The sequence below is a fragment of the Vibrio pomeroyi genome, assembly GCA_041879425.1.
GTDB classification, from domain to species: Bacteria; Pseudomonadota; Gammaproteobacteria; order Enterobacterales; family Vibrionaceae; genus Vibrio; species Vibrio pomeroyi_A.
In genome coordinates this window covers 582,946-602,211 of sequence record CP090855.1, presented here as the reverse complement: position 1 = coordinate 602,211, position 19,266 = coordinate 582,946, and the positions used below count along the sequence as shown (strand labels likewise).

Below are 19,266 nucleotides of genomic sequence, written 5' to 3'. Positions count from 1 at the left end.
AAAACGGCCTCTTATTTGGAGGCTGTTTTTGATCATGTCACTTAATTAACATGAATTTGATGATCATTGAGTGTGACTCTAGGAAAGTGATAATGTAACTTTGTCTCTATTACTTTAACCTAGCGAAATGTACTCCAGCGTTGCTCATGAAATCTAGCTTAAGCATTCGATCTTACACCAAGCAATTTAATACCCATGCTCATGATGACCATCATCAACTGGTATTGCCGATCCAAGGGAGTATCAACCTTGAGATGGTTGGATATGTCGGCAAAGTGGCCGTAGGTGAATGCGTGGTGATTCCGGTCACCACAGCGCATGCCTTTAAGGCGGATGAAGCAGCGCGGTTTATTGTCGCAGATATGGCAGAGTTACCGCAGCACTTGTTAGAGCATGAGCTCTCGGTTTTCACGATAACACCACCTTTGATGAGCTTCTTACTGTTCGTTGAGAAGCAGCTGGAATATCAAGTAGACAGTGGCATTGAATCGTCAATCTTGGATGTGTTTTCACTGCTATTAGAGCAACAAGAAGTAAGCAAGAGCATCGACCCTCGTATTCGTGCGGTGCAAAGGCTCATCGCGGATAATTACGCCCAACCTCTCTCTATTTCTCAGCTTGCAGAAACGGCATGTTTGAGCCCAACTCAGTTTAAGAAACGCTTTAAAGAGTGTATTGGAATCAGTGCGCTTAAATACATCACTCGCTATCGTATGGAGAAAGCTCAAGCCTTGTTAACTCATACCGATTTACCCGTTCAATTGATTGCTGAAAATGTGGGCTATAGTGATGTGTCTGCTTTCAGTCGACGCTTCTCTCAGCACTTTGGGATGTCCCCAAGGGCGTTTTTGGGTTCGATGAAAGAGAGTCTTCCAAAACAAGAATAGCGTCCTTTCTGCAAACTAAAACCAAAGTATGTTCACTATTATCTATTTCAGAAATGAAAATAGACTAGGTAATAGCAATGAATCTTGCCATCAATCGCGTTAACGAATTCCAAACAGGCACTTTAGCTATCGTGTTTGCATCTGTTTTATGGGGCACGACAGGTACAGCCGCAAGCTTTGCGCCTGATCTCAGCCCATTAGCGATTGGTGCTTTTTCAATGGGCGTCGGCGGCTTAATACAGGCGGCCTTGGCGTATCGAAAGATCTTATCTTCACTTGATAAGCTTTTGCTCAACAAAAAGCTGTTAGCGGTGAGTGCGCTGGCTTTAGCGATCTATCCTTTGGCTTTCTACTCTTCAATGAAGTTATCGGGTGTCGCAATGGGTACGGTGGTGTCGATAGCTACTGCGCCGTTCTTTTCTGCACTTCTAGAGTGTCTTATTAGCAAAAAGAATAATATCAACAAGCGTTGGCTCATGAGCTTTGCTATTGGTGTGGTTGGTATTGGGTTACTGGTATTTTCAGAATCATCATCGACGAGTGATTCTGGCGATGACCTAAAGCTTTTGGGCATTGGGCTAGGGTTGGTTGCTGGGTTGTGTTACGCCATTTATTCGTGGGCGACAAAAGCTTTGATAGACGAAGGCATTAAGTCGCAAGCGGCGATGGGCAGCATATTTGGATTAGGAGCGGTGTTATTACTGCCAACGCTGTGGTTCACAGGGGATAACCTGTTCGCGTCGAATACCAACATTTTAGTGGTGAGTTACTTGGTGTTACTTCCTCAATGTTTGGGTTATATCGCGTTCAGTTTTGGGCTACGCCATGTCACAGCAAGTAGCGCAAACTTGATTACCTTGCTTGAGCCAGTTGTTGCCGCCGTATTGGCCGTGTGTATTGTGGGTGAGCTGATTCCATTGGTTGGATGGCTAGGTATGTTATTGATAGTGATGTGTTTATTCATCCAATCTCAACCGACTAAAAAGCCGTTATAAGTATTTGTTAAAGCGAGATTAATTGAATTAAATTCATGCGTGATTCTTATAATTGAATAAAATGAGTATCTCAGTTGCGAGAGTGCTGTTACTATCGTTATCAATAGTCGGGGGGCATCTACCTTAATTGGTATTTGCTGAGATCGTTATTCGAGACCCGTTGAACCTGATTCAGTTAACACTGGCGTAGGGAACTATGATTACTTTGCCTACGTGGTTCAACAATGATCTCTCATTGGTTTCACCTCCACACTCTCTTTGCGGCCAAAGTTCGGTTCTCTTACGTCTTTTAGACAGTAGGAGCGACCATGACGCAGCATTCCAATTCTCAAGTATCACTTAGCAGCACTCAAACACCAGAAAACCAATCTTCTTCAATCAATACTCCGATTGTTTTGACCATTGCGGGTTCTGATAGTGGCGGCGGCGCAGGTATTCAAGCGGATATTAAAGCCATGTCTGCAACGGGTAGTTTCGCTTGTTCGGTAATTACCGCTATCACTTCCCAGAACACTCAAGGCGTTTCTGCCATTTTTCCAATCCCACTTGAGCATGTTGCCAGCCAGTTAGATGCGGTGTTCACCGATCTGAATATCGTGGCGGTAAAAGTCGGTATGTTGGCGGACTCGCAAATCATCAGAGTCGTTGCTGACAAGATCAAACAATACCAACCAAAACACTTAGTGATTGACCCTGTAATGGTCGCGACAAGTGGCGACCTTCTTCTAGAAAACTCGGCTATCACTACGTTAAAACAAGAGCTGATTCCGCTCGCAGACATCATTACGCCTAACTTGCCAGAAGGCGCAGCACTTACCGGTAAAGCTGTGCCTGAAAGCGAAGCGGAAATGCAGGATATGATTGAAGACCTGCGCGCTTTAGGTGCTAAAGCAGTGCTGCTAAAAGGCGGTCACTTGGAGAAAGATGAAAACAGTAACGACTTACTGATTCTACCAACCACATCTGCTCTGATTAGCGCGAAGCGTTTTCCTACCAAAAACACTCATGGCACGGGTTGTACGCTCTCTTCTGCTATCGCTTCTTTCTTGGCTCAAGGCAACACGCTCCCAGAGGCTGTCGACCTAGGTAAACAATACATTTCACGCGCGATTGCCCATGCTGACGAATTGAAAGTCGGTCAAGGTCATGGCCCGGTAAACCACTTCTTCGCTGGACACGGTAATGTCCGTTAATACGATTGGTGTTCAACTTAGCAATGCGACGCTGCGTTACCGAGATAGCGAGCGCGCGACCCTGTCGGGACTGTCACTTAATTTAAGCGCAGGCAAGTGGACCGTGTTACTTGGTCGCAGTGGTTGCGGGAAAACCACGGTATTGCGATACCTAGCAGGTTTACTCGATGACAAAGTTGAATGGCAGGGCACATTGGCAACGTCTGATGAACTGCCTCTCACCGATCGCATCGCATACATGGCGCAGCAAGATTTATTACTGCCGTGGTTGTCGGTTATCGACAATGTGTGTCTGAGCCATCGCTTTCAAAATTCCGCCGATAAGCATCAAAGCCAAGCATCCAATAAACAAGCTCAAACTCACCAAGCGTTAGAGCTACTGACTTCTGTTGGTCTGGCTGATTACGCAGATACTATGCCGGATCAATTGTCTGGTGGTATGCGTCAGCGTGTTGCTTTGGCTCGAACCTTAATGCAAGACAAGCCAGTCGTGCTGATGGACGAGCCTTTCTCTGCGCTGGATGCGGTAACAAGACACAAGTTACAGACATTAGCGTGTGAGTTGTTAAGAGATAAAACTGTTGTGTTGATTACCCATGATCCACAAGAAGCGGTGCGTTTGGCGGATAACTTGTATGTGTTGCAAGGCACACCGGCGAGTGCTCACTCCTTGTCTGTACCTCTCACGGCAACGCCACGAGTACTCGATGGGGAATGCGCTGAGCTGCAACAAGCCATCTTAGATCAGTTGGAGCGTGATTATGAATGATCTAACGCGAAGTGAAGCTGTAGCTCGTTCTACTAGCGCGCAAGCTAGCACAACACATCCTCGCCAGATGAATCCCGTTATGCGCTTGGTTATCAGCAGTGCTGTGATTCTTGGTTTATGGCAAATGGTGGTGGTTATCTTCGAGATGCCAAGTTTCATTCTGCCAGCTCCCGCGGAAGTCTTCCTCAAGCTGATTGAACGCTACGATGTGTTACTCAAACACACTTGGGTGACTGCGCAAGAGATCTTACTTGGGCTGTTACTGGGTTTGTCTATGGGGCTGTTTTTCGCCTTGCAGATGTTGATGTTTGATCCATTGAAACGCTGGCTGTTGCCTATCTTGATTGCTAGCCAAGCGATTCCTGTCTTCGCGATTGCACCAGTACTGATGCTGTGGCTTGGCTACGGCATAGCTTCAAAAGTGGTGATGGCAGCAATCATAATCTTCTTCCCCGTAACGACTTGTTGCTACGACGGCTTACGTAATACGCCGACGGGTTATCTTGACCTCGCGAAGACGATGGGCGCATCGAAATGGCAACTGCTTCGTCATATTCAATTGCCTGCTGCACTGCCAACATTGGCGTCTGGCATTCGTGTCGCTGTGGTTATTGCCCCAATTGGCGCGGTTGTCGGCGAGTGGGTGGGTTCGAGTGAAGGGCTAGGTTACTTAATGCTGCAAGCCAACGCGCGCATGATCATTGATGAGATGTTTGCGGCCTTGTTTATCTTGGCGGTGCTGTCTATCTCGCTCTACTTCATCACAGACAAATTACTTAAAAAAGCTATCCCTTGGGAGAATCAATGATGGTTCGCTCAATAACTCTTTGTTTAATAAAGCTTCGCTCAAGGCTATTTATCTAAACAACACCTCGTTAAAAATTAGATCGACAAACACAATAATAATATTCAAAAGGAAAGGTTAACTATGAAAAATACCAAATTGGTAGGTGCAGTGGCACTGCTTGCTTCGCTCGTTTCAGGTCACGCATTAGCGGATTCGGAACAGAAAAAGCTGACACTGATGTTGGATTGGTTTGTAAACCCGAACCACGGCCCAATTGTGATAGCTCAAGAACGTGGTTACTTTGCTGACCAAGGCCTAGAGGTCGAAATCCAAGAGCCAGCTGACCCAAGTACACCTGCAAAATTGGTCGCAGCAGGGAAGGTCGACTTAGCCGTCACCTACCAACCAAGTTTAACCATGGATGTGGCGGCAGGCTTGCCTCTCGTTCGTGCGTCAACCCTTATCGCTACACCACTTAACACACTAATGGTGCTGGATAACGGCAAGAACGATTCGCTAGCGGATCTGAAAGGTAAGAAGATTGGTATTGCGATTGCGGGCAACGAAGAAGCGACGATCGGCACCATGTTAGCTCAAGAAAACGTTGAGTTCACTGATGTGCAAACCATCAATGTGGGTTGGGCACTGTCGTCTTCACTGGCATCGGGCAAGGTAGACGCAATTTGGGGTGGCTTACGTAACTTCGAAACTAACCAGTTAGCGCTTGAAGGCTTTAAAGCCAAAGCGTTCTTCCCTGAAGAGCACGGCGTGCCAGCTTACGACGAGCTGATCTTTGTTGCGAATGCAAAGAAACACGACGACGAAGCAATCAAAGCATTCAACAAAGCACTTGAGCAAGCAACCACCTACATCGTGAACCACCCTCAAGATTCATGGAGTGAGTTTGTGGCGTATTCACCAGATACGTTGAACAACGAACTTAACCAACGCGCGTGGAACGACACACTGACTCGTTTTGCACTTCGCCCTTCTGCAGTAGATATGAAGCGTTACGACGATTACGCGCAGTTCATGTTCGACAAAGGCATTATCAAATCACTACCAAAAGCCGCTGATTACGTGCCGACTTTTGACTAAGGAATCTCATGAAATATCAAGACTTAATCCAAGCCTGTCAGCAAGATTGGCAAGACTACACCGAGCATGATTTTGTTAAAACGCTGGCAAACGGCACCCTCGCTCAGCCGTGTTTTTTGCATTACCTGAAGCAAGATTTTCTGTTTTTGAAGCAGTATGCTCGTGCTTATGCATTGGCCATTTACAAGGCGAAAACCTTGGCTGATATGCGTCGTGCACTGCCAAGTGTTCATGCGCTGCTAGATTCTGAAATCTCTCACCATGTGACTTACTGTGGTCAATGGGGTTTAACTGAATCTGACTTGGAAAACGAACCTGAAGATTTCGGCACTGTTGCCTACACGCGCTACGTTCTTGATGCGGGTATGACGGGTGATCTTGTCGACTTATATGCGGCACTGGCTCCGTGTTCAATCGGTTATGCCGTGATTGGTAAAGCGCTATTAGAAAGCAGCGATACTGTGTTAGAAGGTAACCCATACGCGAGCTGGTTACAGCTTTACGGTGGCGAAGAGTTCCAGTCTGGCGTGGCAACGGGTGCTGAGTATTTCAATCAGCTACTGGCTGAAATTGATATTAACAGCGAACGCGGTCAGAACATCGTTCATATCTTTAAAACGGCAACACGTATGGAAGTGGCTTTCTGGCAGCAAGGTCTGAATGCACTTGATGACTCGACAGCGGCTTAAAAGCGACTTTCACGAATAAGGATTAACCCATGCTAACTGAACAAATCATCCAATCGCTACGCGCAGTACGAGAGCAAAAACCGTTGGTTGTGAACATCACCAACTACGTCGTGATGAACAACACGGCCAATGCGTTATTGGCGATTGGCGCTTCGCCTATCATGGCGCACTCACAGCAAGAGCTGGCAGAGATGATGTCTTTTTCTGGCGCTTTGGTGATCAACATCGGCACGCTCGACAGTGTTTGGACGCCAAGAATGTGTTTTGCTGTTGAACAAGCGAATGCGAACAACAAGGTGGTGGTTCTTGACCCTGTGGGTTGTGGCGCAAGTACACTGCGCACCGAGACTTCTCGTGAAATCGCACGTTTAGCGGATAAGTTGATCATTCGTGGTAACGCGTCTGAGATTATCGCACTCGCGGGCGAGCAAGCGCAGAGCAAAGGCGTTGATGCGCTAGATAGCAGTGATGCTGCATTAGGTGCTGCACAATGTTTAGTGGCTGAATACGGCGCGAATGTGGTGATTTCTGGTGAGACAGATTACGTTGTCACTAAAGACAACGTGGTGACGTTAAGCAATGGACACCCAATGATGCCGTATGTCACCGGCATGGGTTGTACCTTAACCGCATTGACGGGCGCGTTTGCAGCTGTGGGTGATGAAAGTGGTTTGGCGGCAGCGGCGGTATTGGGCGTGGTTGGTGAAATCGCGGCTGAAAACTCACGCGGGCCGGGTAGCCTACAAATGAACTTGCTGGATGAGTTGTACCAGTTAGACGAAGAGACTCTGATTCAACGTTTGAAGATTCAGTAGGGTTAATCTAACTCTAAGCCACAAGTTAGCAGCCTAACTTAAACCTCTTTAGATAAAGAAAAGCCCCCGACACTTATGTGCTGGGGGCTATTTATTATTGGTTTGGAACTGTGCCAGCTGTGTATAGACTAGCTTGCTAGGTTCTAAATCGATTCACTTGGCTCTCTAGGTGGTGAGCAACTTCGGTTAAGTCGCTCGCTGCACCTGAAATACTGCTGACTGACTCTTGGTTACTTTGCGCGATGGTATTGGCACCTTGCGCATTTTCACCGAGTGATTTGGTGAGACGATCTTGTTCATCAACCGATACTGCGATTTGGCTGTTGGCCTGATTCAGATCTTGGATGTGTTGATTAATCACATGTAAGTTCTGAGAAGCTTGCTGTGCCTGAGTTGAAGCATCGGAAACCGTGCTGTGGCTCTCTTTGATCGACTCTAACGCATCTTTAGCGCCACGCTGCAGCGAGGTGATGAGTTCATCAATCTGGCTAGCAGAATCTTGGGTACGCTTGGCGAGCGTTCTTACTTCATCCGCTACTACTGCAAATCCACGACCTTGCTCACCGGCACGTGCAGCTTCAATCGCGGCATTCAATGCCAACAGGTTGGTTTGCTCAGAAACGCCCTTGATTACTTCAAGAATGGCACCAATGTTCATCGACTCTTTATGTAGGTCAGTCACTTTCTGGCTACTGACCTGCATGCTTTCATCGGCGCTGCCAATCTCATGTAGTGTCTTATCTACTTCTTTCAGACCCATTGCGACATTCTCGGTCGCTTGGTTCGCTACTTGAGAGGCGTGGTTAGCACTTGAAGCAATTTCTGATGTGCTTGAAGCCAGTTGGTCAACCGCGGATGAGATGTTCATCATTTCACTGTTCAATTGTGTTGCGTTGGTCGAGCTGTTATTGGTCACTTGGTTAAGTGATTCAGACATCTCACCAATACGCACACTAGAGCGGTTCACTTGGCCTACGATATCGCGCAGAGATTCAATGGTGATCTCCATGTTAGTCAGCAGTTCGCCAATCTCGTTCTTGCTCTCAATGTTTACTTCAACGTTCAGGTTACCTTGAGAAAGCTCATTGGTGATCTGTTTAACCTGTGCGATGCCTTTGGTAATAGAACGAGTCACTAACACGGCACTTGTCATGCCAATAACCAAAGCCACGCCCGTTAGCAAGATGATGATCTGAATCGAGCGCTTTTCACTAGCTTGCAGTTCTGGCGTTAATGCTTGTTTCTGTTGTTCGAGAATGCTCTGGGCATCGGCTACCGAAATAGCCAAGCTATCACCAATAGAGGCGAGGGTAGCGGTTCTTTGAGTGTTCTCAATCATCTGTTGATGAACTTGCTCAAAACCTTTCGCGTACGCTTCACGTTGGTTAGAGAAATCTTCAATCAGTTCACTTTGATAAGGGGATGATTTAAGAGATTCAATATCACCTTCGATACCTGGCAGAGCATATTCAAAAATGTCTTTACCGGCTTCATAGGTTTTGAGGTCGTTGTTGTTTGAGTAACTCAGCACAGTGATCTTGGCGGCGAGGAAGTTTTCCATCAACATGCCCGCGTACAAGCTCGCGTTTGGATCGTTGTTGTTGTAAGACTCATACAACAAGCTCTGAGCAGCTTTTAGTGCGTTGGTTTCGCGTGTGACCATTTCCACGTTAACTAACTGGTCAATGAGCAGTTGGCTCTGTTTCATTGAACCATAAGCCGCATCAAACGCCGCGACGCTGTCTTGCACTAATTGCAGGCTCGACAAGCTATCAGTATTGGTGGTGGTTCGTATTAAGTTGTTCAGCAGTTCATCAATCGCAAGTTTGCTCGATTGATAATTCGCTTCATATTGATCATCCAATGACTCTAAGTAACGTTCGGAGGCTAAACGCATCTGAAGAAAGTGCACTTGAATGTTGCCTGATAATGTCGCCTTGTGGCTGAGTTCACTGTACTGACTAAAGCCGTTCGACAAGGTTTGAATACCTTTGTAACTCACAAGGCCTGAAATGACGAAAAAGAGCAAGCAGATGGCATATCCCAGCTTGATCTTGAGCGCTATAGAAAGGTGGCGCATAACTATCCCTATATTTACCTGATTCCTTCATAGGGGAGTATTTCATAAAACAGCATTCTGGGCATGCTAAAGCGAGTAGTTTGTGTAATAAGTAACGCTTTTGTTAAAAAAATCAGGTTTTTCGATATGCTTTCAACGAGTTGCGTATTTGAATTCCCCCGCCTCACTTAAGGAATTAAGTGCTAACTTCCATGCATAGGATGTGATTTGTCGGTAAAATGGCAGAAAATCAATTTTAGAAATCGACTTCAAAGGTACGCGATGAACCCTTATAAACTTTATCTGGTGACAGACGACCAACAAGATTTAGAAACGCTTAAGTTCGTGGTGGAACAAGCGGTTGCAGGTGGCGTCACTATGGTTCAAGTAAGAGAAAAACATGGGGACGTAAGAGCGTTCATTGAGCGTGCAGAGGCCGTTAAATCGATTTTAGCTGGAACGGGTGTGCCCTTGATCATTAATGATCGAGTCGATGTGGCATTGGCGGTTGATGCCGATGGTTTGCACTTGGGGCAATCGGATATGCCTGCCGCGTTAGCACGTAAGCTGATTGGCGCGGATAAGATTCTTGGTTTGTCGATTGAGACGGAGCAGCAGCTACAAGAAGCCGATAGCTTGCCGATTGATTACATAGGCCTTAGTGCGCTGTTTGCGACACCGACCAAGACAAACCTTAAGAAACATTGGGGTTACGAAGGCATTCAAATGGCGTTAGAAACGACCAAACTGCCGATTGTGGGGATTGGCGGTATTAACGAATCGAACATCCCTCAGCTGACTGAAACGGGCATTCATGGATTGGCATTGGTATCTGCGATATGTCATGCAGAAGATCCGAAACAAGCGACGCAGGATTTGCTGTCCCTAATGGGAGAGTGAAGGGGTAATAGACTAGAAAACAAATGAGACTCGTCATTTGTTTTCTAGTTAGAGCGCATTAAAGCGCTCGATGTAGTAGCCAGTAAAGGTGTGTTTTAACTTACTGAATACACAAAGCAACGGTGCCGATGATCATAAGAACGATCGCAGCGTACCAGCCGTATTGCGCAGTTTTATCAGCAACGAAAATCCTAATGTAGTTGATCTCTTCGTGCGCCATTGCGATGAAGTCGGTGTAGTTAATCGATAACTCACGGCTAGCGTCTTTCAGGTCTTGCTGAAGCTTGTTGAAAGACTCATCGATGAAGCCTTTTGTTTCCGAAGCAGACGGAGTAGCAGTTAACGCTAGGCTATTCCAAACAGCCATACGCGATTCATATTCGCTTTCACTGACACAATTAAGTACGCGTAAATCATACTCTCGTTTGTTACGCTCTTTACCCATTTTCTCAGGGCAAATATTTCTTAAAACGTTCACGACAAATTTTCCAAAAGGTTCATTTAGATATAGAAAAGCTCTCAAAGAGGGCTCATAAACTGGGGTGAATTAAATTCAAAAAGTGATCTATTTGAAGCTGTCATAAGCGGCTGCGATGCAGAACACTCATGTGGGAGATTTGAAGTTAGGTCAGTGGTGTTAAAGAGCGATTTGGGTCTGCCTAAATTCGTTTGAAAAGACAAACCCGTTGGGATCGCAGTGTAGTTAGGTCACTTTGGGACATCAACTAGGGTGTTTTATCCAGACGACAAAGATATTTATCGGTGAAACGTGTAGAAATGCGGTAGTACGGAGAAACGCACTACCGATATTGCAATGTAGTGTTGAGCTAGTTTGCCTGCCATTGATTGTATTGCAGTGAATACCCTTCTAATTTCTCAATCAAACTGATTAGCACTGGTCCGTTAATGTGGCTTCGTGATACCAAACAACCGACAGGGGTTATCCAACCACCATGCTCGTGCGCCACGGGCAGAGCAACCAAGTCACCTTTCTGAATGCCTTCCATTACCATCATTTCAGGCACATTTGCCCAACCAACGTTTTGTTCGACCAATTCGATGATGGTTCTATGATTATTGGCATACCAAAGCATTGAGCTAATTCCGTAAGTAAACCACAGCTCTCGTTGCTTTGAGCTGCGATGCACGCATTGGCGATAGCGTTTTAAGTCGGAATCTTGCACCACAGGCATTTGGCTGAGCTCGTGTGTGGCGGAACTGACAGTGAGAAAGCGTGCTTGGCCAAGTAAGAAAAAGTCCATATCTACCTTCAGTTCACCATCCGCATAGATGATGCCTATTTGCGCTTTGCCGCGTCTGACTAGGTCTTCCACATCGAAGGTTGAGGTCGTAATAATATCGAAGTGCGTGATTGGAAATTGATCCGCTAGTGAGCTGATTATCTTGATGAAGTTCTTATCAATGATGCTCTCATCCACAGCAATGATCAGTTCGTGCTCATCTTCTTGTGTTAGTGATTCTACTTTCTGATCGAAATACTTTTGTTGATCGAGAATCGACTTGGCGACAGGCAATAACGCTTTACCTGTGTTGGTCAAAACGGGGATGTTTTTCTCTCGGTTAAACAGCTCTTGGTCGATGGCAATTTCTAGATTGGTGATCGACTGGCTGACGCCGGATTGAGCGTGTTTCAGCTTGCGTGCCGCCGCCGAAAAAGAGCCAGTTTCACACACAGTGACGAAGACTTTTAGTTGCTCAAAGCTGTACATGCTATCTCTCGCTCAAGACCAAATTGGGGTGATAACGTTTAGGCTATCACTATTCGTGATGGCTGTTAACTTTCTCTTATTATTTCTGATGACATAATCCTAGCTAATCCAACACATACTAGATTATTTAGAGGAATGTATGAGTACGTTAGAAAGGTTGTTCCACTCAGTGTTATTCGAAGTTTTGGCCGTAACGCTTTCAATTGTCGGTTTGGCGATATTTACCGATCACGATGTGAATGCCTTATCAGGAACCATGATAGTTGTCGCGACCATCGCGATGATGTGGAACTACTGTTTCAATCGCATTTTTGATCGCTACTTCACGGGTGAAAAATCTAAGCGTTCGCTGAAATTGCGTATTTTTCACGTGGTGCTGTTCGAAGCTGGTCTGTTGATAGCGACTATCCCTGTGATGGCTTACCTGCTTAACGTGGGTATATGGCAGGCGTTCTTAATGGATATCGGCGTGACCATTTTTATTACCATTTACGCGTTTGTATTCAACCTTATTTACGATCATGTTCGAGCATTCTGGGTGCGCAGAACGGATCTGGCAGTTCAGTAACCTGCCAAGTTAGTAGACGCTAGTTTGGCTACTAACCGATTGTTTATTCGTTACTTTGACGGAGACATTCGGTTAGTAAGCCTAGGTCACTCGTCATTTATTCTGCTATCTTAAATAAGGTGATAATTTGAGTTTGTGAAAGAACAGATTAAGAGGAAAGGATGTCCAATACCCCTCAAATGACGGTTGTAGACAAGAAAGAAGTTGAGCTTTTTGCCGAGCTTTTCAAAAATATCGACGGCGAGATCTATACCTTGTTACGCAGTGCCAAAATTCCCAATGACATTCTCACCAGTAGTGATCATTACGAGTACCTCCCTGAGACCACCATTAAAAACGTGGTCAATATCATGGGTGAGTCGGCGTCACGAGAAGAGTTTGCGCTGTTTATGTGGAGCTTTTGCAAACAAACCTATGTTCCTAGGTTTGTTGCTAAGCTGAGCAATCAGGATTCGCTAGAAAGTGCGCTCGACCAATTTTCCGAGCAATTAAAGCAAGTCTCGAATGGCGCGCACCTCTACACCAAGCAGTCTGGTGGCAAATGGTGGTTTGTTCGCGAAAAACCTTTTACGAATGCACCTTGGTTTAAGTTTGCTGAGCTGTTCTCGGTTATTTTTATCAACGAGCTGCTTTCCGTATTGACGCAAGGGCGTTGGAAACCATCGGAAATCGGTATTCAAAGTGGCGACCTCGATTGCTTTCAATCTTTGCCGCAAATGGGTGGTGCTCAGTTTTACACTCATAGGCCAGTTACGGCGTTTGAAATCCCAGAAGAGATCATGCTTGAGCCAATTGTCTTGCCAAAGGTTGCCCTAGCACTAGAACCAAAAGCCCCTTTGCCTAGTTCATTTCTTAATGCCTTCAAGTTAGTGATAAAGCCTTACCTCACCATGGGAAAACTGCCGATTAGCTTGGCATCTGAAATTCTGAATATTCATGTTAGAACCATTCAACGTCGCTTGGAAAACGAAGGGGTGGTGTACAAAGCTTTGATAGAAGAGATGGTGTTGGAACAGGTTTTGGATTTGCTCAAACAACCGGATTTATCGATCACTCAAGTGGGTGCAAAGATGGGCTATTCTGATTCTTCTCATTTCACTCGTGCATTTAAACGACAGATGAACATGACTCCAAGGCAGTACCGAAAAGAACACAGCTAAAGCCAGTAAGCAAAAACTGGAGTCTGCACGCAGAATTATTTATTGTCACCAAATGGCCATTTATCAACCTTGAATACTGGCAATATCACTACTAAGTTATTGAATGTGGATAAGTTGTTTTTATTTTTTTAGCGAGTGTCGCAAGCAATAAAAACACCTTTGAAACCTCATGACACTCATTAGTAGTTACGGAATCGTTATGGGAAGTGGACGCCACTAACAAACGGAATCAAGGTGTAAAATGAAAAATGCAGGCTTAAAGCTATCTGTTGTTGCTCTTTCGTGTTCATTTGCTCTTTCTGCAAATGCAGCATCAACGCTATTTACTAACGTAGATGTGTTCAACGGTACGGAAAACAAATTGTACGAAGACCATCATGTATTGGTTGAAGACAATCTTATCAAACAAATCTCTGCAAGCCCGATCGAGGCTGGTGAAGCTGAAGTGATTGATGGCACGGGCAAAACGTTAATGCCAGGTTTAATCGAAGGACACGGACACTTACTGCTGAACGGCGGTAACCTTAGCGACCACGAAAACAACCGTACGATTGAAGAACTGGCCGCTCGTGCGACAGTCAACGCTAATGCAGCTTTCCAATCAGGCTTTACTACATGGCGTGATGCTGGTGGTTTAAACACAGGCTTACGTAAAACGATCGACTCAGGCATGTTGCCGGGGCCAAGACTCTACACATCAGGCGCGTTTATTGGCCCAACAGGTTCACACGCCGATTTCAGTAACCTAACCACGGCTAACCAACACTTCTTCGGTTCAACGACTAGTATGGCTCGCAATAGCGTGAGCTTTAATGCGGACGGTATTACCGAAATCAAAGCCGCTGCACGCCAAAACTTCAAGCAAGGTAATACTCAGATTAAGATCATGTCCTCGGGTGGTGTGGCCTCATCATTTGACCCTTGGCAACTGAATGCGATGTCCACGGAAGAGATTGAAGCTGCGGTGGAAATTGCCGATGCGTACGGTTCTTACGTGATGTCTCATGCCTACAGCAAAAAAGCGATCATGCGTAACCTGGATGCAGGCGTTAAAACAATCGAGCACGGTTTCATGTTTGATGGTGATATTGCCGACAAGATGGAAGACAAAGATGCTTACATCACAACCAACATGACTGCATTCTCGCCTTACTTAACACAGATCGAAGCGATCAACTCGAACCCTGCATCTAAGCGTAAAGCGGAATCTGCAACCAAAGCATTCAAAGACTACATCTCGAATGTAAACAAATACCAACCTAAATGGGGCTTCCACACTGACTGTGTTGGTGACGTGGTTTCTTGTATTAAGCAAACCGACCACACGATCTACCTTGCGGGTAAAGAGCTTGGTAATTTCTTCACTCTGAAAGGCATGACATCAGTAAACGGTGAAATCGTTAAGTTGTCCGGTGTGATGGACCCATATCCAGAGGGTAAGTTGGGCGTGATTGAAGCGGGTGCATACGCCGATATCATCATTGTAGAAGGCAACCCACTTGAAGACGTAACAGTGATTGGTGCAAACGAAAAATGGTTTGACGCAGAGCCGCGTAGCCCTGAAATCGATACCATCAAAGTCATCATGAAAGATGGCAAAGTCTACAAAAACACGCTGTAACACCGCGCGACTATTCAGTTAGAAACTAAGCTTTAATAGGCGGCCTACTTCGGTAGGTCACCTCTCTTCAAGGTGTCCTTATGCAAAAAACGCTTTCTCTTATCCTATCGATGATGTCACTGACTATCGTCGCTTTACCTACCTTTGCTGAAACAGCGATGAATCTTGAGTGGCAAGATCTGAATTCAGGCTCTCACGAAATGAAGTTAGAAATGCCGGATCTCACCGATCAGCAAATGCGTCTATTACAAGGTGTGATAGCAATGAGTGCATCAGAGGAAGAGCAAGCTCAACAACAGGCTTTATTACTCAAAAAAACGCTAAAAGAGCAGGGCGTTGATGCAGATGAAATGATCGCGCTGCGTGACGAATACATGAAAACCATGAAGGCGAACGCTGAAGCAATCACGACAGAGTTTGACGGCAAGAAAGTGCGAGTTCCGGGTTTCATCGTGCCTTTAGAGTTCTCAGAAGGCATGACCGCAATTGAGTTTCTTTTAGTGCCAGTGGCGGGCGCGTGTATTCACATGCCACCACCACCTGCAAACCAGATTGTGCGCGTGTCTTTCCCAGAAGGCTTTCAGGTACAGAACGTTCAATACCCAGTGTGGGTAGAAGGTGACTTTAGCTCCAACAAAGTGACAGAAGAAGTCTTTCTAGTGGACGGCAAAAGTAACCTCACTATGGGTTATGAAATGAAAGCTTCGATGATTGAAGACTATTACGAGAAAGAAAATTAATGGTTGTCATCAAATGACAATTTTCAATGTGAGCAATGAATAAAATAGAACTAACTCAAAAAGCATTGGTGGCAAGATGAATTCAAGATTATCTAAAGTAAGTATGGCGGTGATGGTGCTAGCAACCTCAATGAGCACTGCGGTATATAGCGCAAACTTCGAAGGTCCAGATTCGGTTGAAAATACAATTTCAAAACAAAAAGATCAGCAACTGGATTGGCGTGAAAAGCTTGCTGCGGATGGTTTTACATTTGGCGCGGATTACTTTGCTTTAGGCCTTACTTCTGGAAATGGCGTTGGTGGCGATAGCGTTAATGCATCATCAGGCGTCGCACGACTATACGGTTCATGGCATCTACTAGGAAATGGCACAGAGAACTCAGGTAGCTTGGTATGGAAGGTGGAACATAGGCATGCTTATGGTGATACTTCACCAAAAGAGTTTGGCTTTATAGGTTCAGACCAAATTGGGTACGTAGGCTTGATAGCACCAGCTTTCAGTGAGCAAGGTTTTCGAGTTACGGACTTAAATTGGAAGCAAAAAATCAATGACGGTAAAGGCACTATCGTTGTCGGTTGGCAGGACGTGACGAACTACGCCGATGTTTACGCTCTCGCAAGCCCTTGGTCTGGTTTTACGAATTTAGCGTTCTCGACAGGCTCTGGCGCCATGGGACTGCCAGATGATGGCGTACTTGCTCTTTCTGCCGGTCATATGCTGGGCGAGAATTTTTATGTCGTCGGTGGTATCGCTGATGCGAACGGTAAATCAGACGATATTTTTGATGGCTTTGATACCGCTTTTGGTAGCGATGCGTCTTACTTTACGACATTGGAGTTAGGTTGGACGGCTTCGCAAGAGCAAATCTATACCGATAATTTCCACGTGACTTTCTGGGACTTTGGTGACGATACTCGCCATAGTAATAGCATTGCAGCGGAAGGTGGCTCAGGCGTTAATTTCTCATGGAGTCAGTTTATGACTCCGCAAGTGATGCCGTTTGTTCGCGGTGGTTTCTCAGAAGGGGATGTTGCCCTTTACGATAAATCAATTTCCGTTGGTATGGGCTATTTCGGATTAGGAAAACCAACCAATAACCTAGGTGTCGCGCTGAACTGGGCTGAAGTGAACGGTGATTCTTTTGAAGCTGATGCGAAAGCGATAAGTGGCAGCACTGAACAATGGACAGCTGAAATCTACTACAACATGCAGTTTGGCGATCTCCTTCAAGTAACGCCTGATATTCAGTACATCAAAGATCCTGCGTTTTCTAGTGAAAGCAGCGCTTGGGTATTCGGTATTAGAGCGAGAGTGTTTATCTAATTCCGTTAAGCATTATCTTGTTTAGACTTAAAAGCTAAACGTAAAAAGTGAGCCCATGTGGCTCACTTTTTTGTTTCTAGTTCGATTAAATCTTTTCTAATCTGACACTTAGGCTTTTTCGGCTTTCTGCGTGTCATCCAGTGCAAAGTAGATCTTAGAAACAATCACTTCGGCAACCAGAATCGTAAACACCACGGCAAAGAAGGCGACCACACCGTTCCAAGGGCCTGTGAAATCGACTTTGTCGCCAAATAGGATGTTGATCGCTTCTAGCATCACGAACTTTGAACCGACCAGAATTACGTAGCTAGACAGGCCTCTGTAGATCTTAGGCGCAGTGCCCTGTTTCGATTTAAAGTAATCCGCGAGCTTATGTTCTAAGCCGATAGAGAGTTTGAGCAACAGCTGTAGTAAAATCGCGGCAGCAAATGAGATGGTGAATGACTCGATATTAACGAAGTCCCAGTATTCATCAAAAAATTAAGAACGGTTAAATCGACGAGTACCGCAAGCGTGTATCCGACAAAGAGTCGTTGGGGCGTATTAAATCCATATACTTTTTCTATATTGCTCATCTACTTCTTCCTGAGTAAAGGGTTATAAAAAACTTAGGAGTTAATCTTATAATTTTCAAACGCTTATTGTTTTATATGCGAAACAGCTCTTAAAGTCAGTTTGGCGCATTATGGTAAGTAAGGGTTTTAAGAATGATCCAAGATAAGACTCCAATTTAGACAGAGGCGCATATGATTATTCACTTTAGAATCCAAGACGTAGAAGAGCTTTGGGGCTCAATAGATTTGGCGACACTCTTACAAACGGAACTGAGAGGGGTATCAACCACACTATTAACTATCTGATTGAAATAGTTAAATTACCAATTACACTTGAAGCATAAGTTTGAATGGAGTCAACTTAATGCTTTCACCCCAATCGATATCTCCCACTTCTATTGCTTTACTTTTAACAGGCCTTATTTCTTCCCCGACCTATGCATCTAATGAGGCGATTCAACATCGCTTGGAAAAGATATTCGCCGTTTCAATTGCGCTTACAGACAGCGATGCCGTCTCTATTGGTTTTGTGGACTTCGATCCGAACTCATTCATCAACCTAAACGACAGTGGGTTTGGCTCCGATAAAACCATCGACACTCGAAGCCAAGTCAGTGTCGGCTCTATCCCTTATTCTTCCGTGATTAAGACCGATGATCCTGACCTAGATTTGGTTTGGTCGGTGCGCGGGTCTTATGCGCTTTCTGAGCAAGATATTGAGATTTCATCCGATGTCACATCAGACCGTCGAGTTAACCCCAATAAAGACTCAGTATTGGGCCTGTATGGCTTTTTCGGCGCTCAAAGCCATTTAAACCAACATTGGTCTATCGTTTATGGTTTAGGCACTCACTTGCTCTACTACCGCAATAAATACGAATATAAAAACAGTTACTCTCAAGCCTTTCAATCTCAGCTCGACGGATACGCGCTGAACACTTCGGCGTGGGCATTGATTGGCGAGCCGTCGGTGAAACTCAAATACCTGCAGAAACAAGAGTGGGGAAGTTGGAATGTCTCATCAAGAGCGCGTTATTTCTACGGAACAGGCTGGGGGGAAGCCAATGATGGCGATATCGGTAACCCTGAAGGTTTGCGCTTTATCAATGAGATTGAATTCAGACAGAATGTGGCGCTGGATGCTTGGTCGTTAAAGAACCCTCAGATTCACTATAACTTGCGAAGAATCGACGTAGCAGGGGATCTTACTGACCCACTTGATACCCACTATTACTATGAGTTTGGTGCAGGTTTAGTGTTCGATGTACCTTACGATTCTTACTTTTTTGATAATTTCGGTGTTGGAATTAACTTCAATTACGGCAGTTCGCTTAGTGGTGGCAGTTTGCTCTTCTTACTCAATAATTAGCATAAGTT

General features: G+C 45.3%; 18 protein-coding genes, 1 pseudogene and 1 riboswitch. Of the genes and pseudogenes, 15 read left to right on the top strand and 4 right to left on the bottom strand.

Features of this window, described 5'->3' with window-relative positions; genetic code table 11:
- Window positions 1–146 precede the first annotated feature (146 nt).
- From L0992_18675 to thiM, 8 genes are all read left to right on the top strand, one after another.
- The gene (locus tag L0992_18675; GenBank protein XGB70045.1) at window positions 147–887 is read left to right on the top strand and encodes an AraC family transcriptional regulator; all 741 of its coding nucleotides are present in this window, start codon (window positions 147–149) and stop codon (window positions 885–887) included.
- Between the two features lie 77 nt (window positions 888–964).
- Entirely contained in the window at window positions 965–1,882 is a 918-nt protein-coding gene (locus tag L0992_18670) for an EamA family transporter (GenBank protein ID XGB70044.1), read from the top strand.
- 98 nt (window positions 1,883–1,980) lie between these two features.
- Window positions 1,981–2,092, top strand: a riboswitch (TPP riboswitch).
- A 98-nt stretch (window positions 2,093–2,190) separates the two neighbouring features.
- Window positions 2,191–3,075 (top strand): bifunctional hydroxymethylpyrimidine kinase/phosphomethylpyrimidine kinase, encoded by an 885-nt coding sequence (gene thiD / locus L0992_18665; protein ID XGB70043.1) that lies wholly within the window; start codon window positions 2,191–2,193, stop codon window positions 3,073–3,075.
- The gene (locus L0992_18660; GenBank protein ID XGB70042.1) at window positions 3,065–3,844 is read left to right on the top strand and encodes an ABC transporter ATP-binding protein; all 780 of its coding nucleotides are present in this window, start codon (window positions 3,065–3,067) and stop codon (window positions 3,842–3,844) included. Before thiD ends, L0992_18660 begins: the two co-directional genes overlap by 11 nt.
- A complete protein-coding gene (locus L0992_18655) occupies window positions 3,837–4,652 on the top strand; it encodes an ABC transporter permease (protein ID XGB70041.1) in 816 nt (271 codons plus the stop codon). Before L0992_18660 ends, L0992_18655 begins: the two co-directional genes overlap by 8 nt.
- Before the next feature lie 120 nt (window positions 4,653–4,772).
- Window positions 4,773–5,729 (top strand): ABC transporter substrate-binding protein, encoded by a 957-nt coding sequence (locus L0992_18650; protein ID XGB70040.1) that lies wholly within the window; start codon window positions 4,773–4,775, stop codon window positions 5,727–5,729.
- An 8-nt stretch (window positions 5,730–5,737) separates the two neighbouring features.
- Window positions 5,738–6,418: a thiaminase II gene (tenA, locus tag L0992_18645; GenBank protein ID XGB70039.1), complete on the top strand. Its 681-nt coding sequence runs from the start codon at window positions 5,738–5,740 to the stop codon at window positions 6,416–6,418.
- A gap of 29 nt (window positions 6,419–6,447) precedes the next feature.
- Window positions 6,448–7,233, top strand: a complete 786-nt coding sequence (gene thiM / locus L0992_18640) for a hydroxyethylthiazole kinase (protein ID XGB70038.1) — start codon at window positions 6,448–6,450, stop codon at window positions 7,231–7,233.
- A gap of 136 nt (window positions 7,234–7,369) precedes the next feature.
- On the opposite strand, the gene L0992_18635 is transcribed toward thiM, so the two are convergent.
- Window positions 7,370–9,313 (bottom strand): methyl-accepting chemotaxis protein, encoded by a 1,944-nt coding sequence (locus L0992_18635; GenBank protein ID XGB70037.1) that lies wholly within the window; start codon window positions 9,311–9,313, stop codon window positions 7,370–7,372.
- Window positions 9,314–9,574: 261 nt separating this feature from the next.
- On the opposite strand from L0992_18635, the gene thiE reads away from it, so the two are divergent.
- Window positions 9,575–10,192 carry a thiamine phosphate synthase gene (gene thiE, locus L0992_18630; GenBank protein XGB70036.1) on the top strand — a complete coding sequence of 206 codons (618 nt, stop codon included), beginning with the start codon at window positions 9,575–9,577 and terminating at the stop codon, window positions 10,190–10,192.
- A gap of 100 nt (window positions 10,193–10,292) precedes the next feature.
- On the opposite strand, the gene L0992_18625 is transcribed toward thiE, so the two are convergent.
- Together L0992_18625 and L0992_18620 are read right to left on the bottom strand one after the other, a co-directional pair.
- The gene (locus tag L0992_18625; GenBank protein ID XGB70381.1) at window positions 10,293–10,637 is read right to left on the bottom strand and encodes a thiamine-phosphate diphosphorylase; all 345 of its coding nucleotides are present in this window, start codon (window positions 10,635–10,637) and stop codon (window positions 10,293–10,295) included.
- Window positions 10,638–11,019: 382 nt separating this feature from the next.
- Window positions 11,020–11,922 (bottom strand): LysR family transcriptional regulator, encoded by a 903-nt coding sequence (locus tag L0992_18620; GenBank protein ID XGB70035.1) that lies wholly within the window; start codon window positions 11,920–11,922, stop codon window positions 11,020–11,022.
- A gap of 139 nt (window positions 11,923–12,061) precedes the next feature.
- Here L0992_18620 and L0992_18615 point away from each other — a divergent pair, with 139 nt between their 5' ends.
- The 5 genes from L0992_18615 (at window position 12,062) to L0992_18595 (ending at window position 17,335) form a co-directional block, all read left to right on the top strand.
- Window positions 12,062–12,490, top strand: a complete 429-nt coding sequence (locus tag L0992_18615; GenBank protein XGB70034.1) for a PACE efflux transporter — start codon at window positions 12,062–12,064, stop codon at window positions 12,488–12,490.
- A gap of 161 nt (window positions 12,491–12,651) precedes the next feature.
- A complete protein-coding gene (locus tag L0992_18610; protein ID XGB70033.1) occupies window positions 12,652–13,650 on the top strand; it encodes a helix-turn-helix transcriptional regulator in 999 nt (332 codons plus the stop codon).
- Window positions 13,651–13,891: 241 nt separating this feature from the next.
- Window positions 13,892–15,271 (top strand): amidohydrolase family protein, encoded by a 1,380-nt coding sequence (locus tag L0992_18605; protein XGB70032.1) that lies wholly within the window; start codon window positions 13,892–13,894, stop codon window positions 15,269–15,271.
- Window positions 15,272–15,351: 80 nt separating this feature from the next.
- Window positions 15,352–16,011 carry a DUF3299 domain-containing protein gene (locus tag L0992_18600; protein ID XGB70031.1) on the top strand — a complete coding sequence of 220 codons (660 nt, stop codon included), beginning with the start codon at window positions 15,352–15,354 and terminating at the stop codon, window positions 16,009–16,011.
- A gap of 103 nt (window positions 16,012–16,114) precedes the next feature.
- Window positions 16,115–17,335: a carbohydrate porin gene (locus L0992_18595; protein XGB70380.1), complete on the top strand. Its 1,221-nt coding sequence runs from the start codon at window positions 16,115–16,117 to the stop codon at window positions 17,333–17,335.
- 108 nt (window positions 17,336–17,443) lie between these two features.
- On the opposite strand, the pseudogene L0992_18590 reads toward L0992_18595, so the two are convergent.
- A pseudogene (locus L0992_18590) lies at window positions 17,444–17,910 on the bottom strand (hypothetical protein).
- Between the two features lie 343 nt (window positions 17,911–18,253).
- Here L0992_18590 and L0992_18585 point away from each other — a divergent pair.
- Window positions 18,254–19,258, top strand: a complete 1,005-nt coding sequence (locus L0992_18585) for a Solitary outer membrane autotransporter beta-barrel domain (protein XGB70030.1) — start codon at window positions 18,254–18,256, stop codon at window positions 19,256–19,258.
- Window positions 19,259–19,266 lie beyond the last annotated feature (8 nt).

Excerpts from the sequence above, each read along its gene's own strand:
- L0992_18650 (XGB70040.1), top strand. The coding sequence starts at position 4,773 with ATGAAAAATACCAAATTGGTAGGTGCAGTGGCACTGCTTGCTTCGCTC.
- L0992_18600 (XGB70031.1), top strand. The coding sequence starts at position 15,352 with ATGCAAAAAACGCTTTCTCTTATCCTATCGATGATGTCACTGACTATC.
- thiM (XGB70038.1), top strand. The coding sequence starts at position 6,448 with ATGCTAACTGAACAAATCATCCAATCGCTACGCGCAGTACGAGAGCAA.
- L0992_18660 (XGB70042.1), top strand. The coding sequence starts at position 3,065 with ATGTCCGTTAATACGATTGGTGTTCAACTTAGCAATGCGACGCTGCGT.
- L0992_18635 (XGB70037.1), bottom strand. The coding sequence starts at position 9,313 with ATGCGCCACCTTTCTATAGCGCTCAAGATCAAGCTGGGATATGCCATC.
- thiE (XGB70036.1), top strand. The coding sequence starts at position 9,575 with ATGAACCCTTATAAACTTTATCTGGTGACAGACGACCAACAAGATTTA.
- L0992_18655 (XGB70041.1), top strand. The coding sequence starts at position 3,837 with ATGAATGATCTAACGCGAAGTGAAGCTGTAGCTCGTTCTACTAGCGCG.
- L0992_18615 (XGB70034.1), top strand. The coding sequence starts at position 12,062 with ATGAGTACGTTAGAAAGGTTGTTCCACTCAGTGTTATTCGAAGTTTTG.
- thiD (XGB70043.1), top strand. The coding sequence starts at position 2,191 with ATGACGCAGCATTCCAATTCTCAAGTATCACTTAGCAGCACTCAAACA.
- L0992_18670 (XGB70044.1), top strand. The coding sequence starts at position 965 with ATGAATCTTGCCATCAATCGCGTTAACGAATTCCAAACAGGCACTTTA.
- L0992_18620 (XGB70035.1), bottom strand. The coding sequence starts at position 11,922 with ATGTACAGCTTTGAGCAACTAAAAGTCTTCGTCACTGTGTGTGAAACT.
- L0992_18625 (XGB70381.1), bottom strand. The coding sequence starts at position 10,637 with ATGGGTAAAGAGCGTAACAAACGAGAGTATGATTTACGCGTACTTAAT.
- L0992_18675 (XGB70045.1), top strand. The coding sequence starts at position 147 with ATGAAATCTAGCTTAAGCATTCGATCTTACACCAAGCAATTTAATACC.
- L0992_18610 (XGB70033.1), top strand. The coding sequence starts at position 12,652 with ATGTCCAATACCCCTCAAATGACGGTTGTAGACAAGAAAGAAGTTGAG.
- L0992_18605 (XGB70032.1), top strand. The coding sequence starts at position 13,892 with ATGAAAAATGCAGGCTTAAAGCTATCTGTTGTTGCTCTTTCGTGTTCA.
- tenA (XGB70039.1), top strand. The coding sequence starts at position 5,738 with ATGAAATATCAAGACTTAATCCAAGCCTGTCAGCAAGATTGGCAAGAC.
- L0992_18595 (XGB70380.1), top strand. The coding sequence starts at position 16,115 with ATGGCGGTGATGGTGCTAGCAACCTCAATGAGCACTGCGGTATATAGC.
- L0992_18585 (XGB70030.1), top strand. The coding sequence starts at position 18,254 with ATGCTTTCACCCCAATCGATATCTCCCACTTCTATTGCTTTACTTTTA.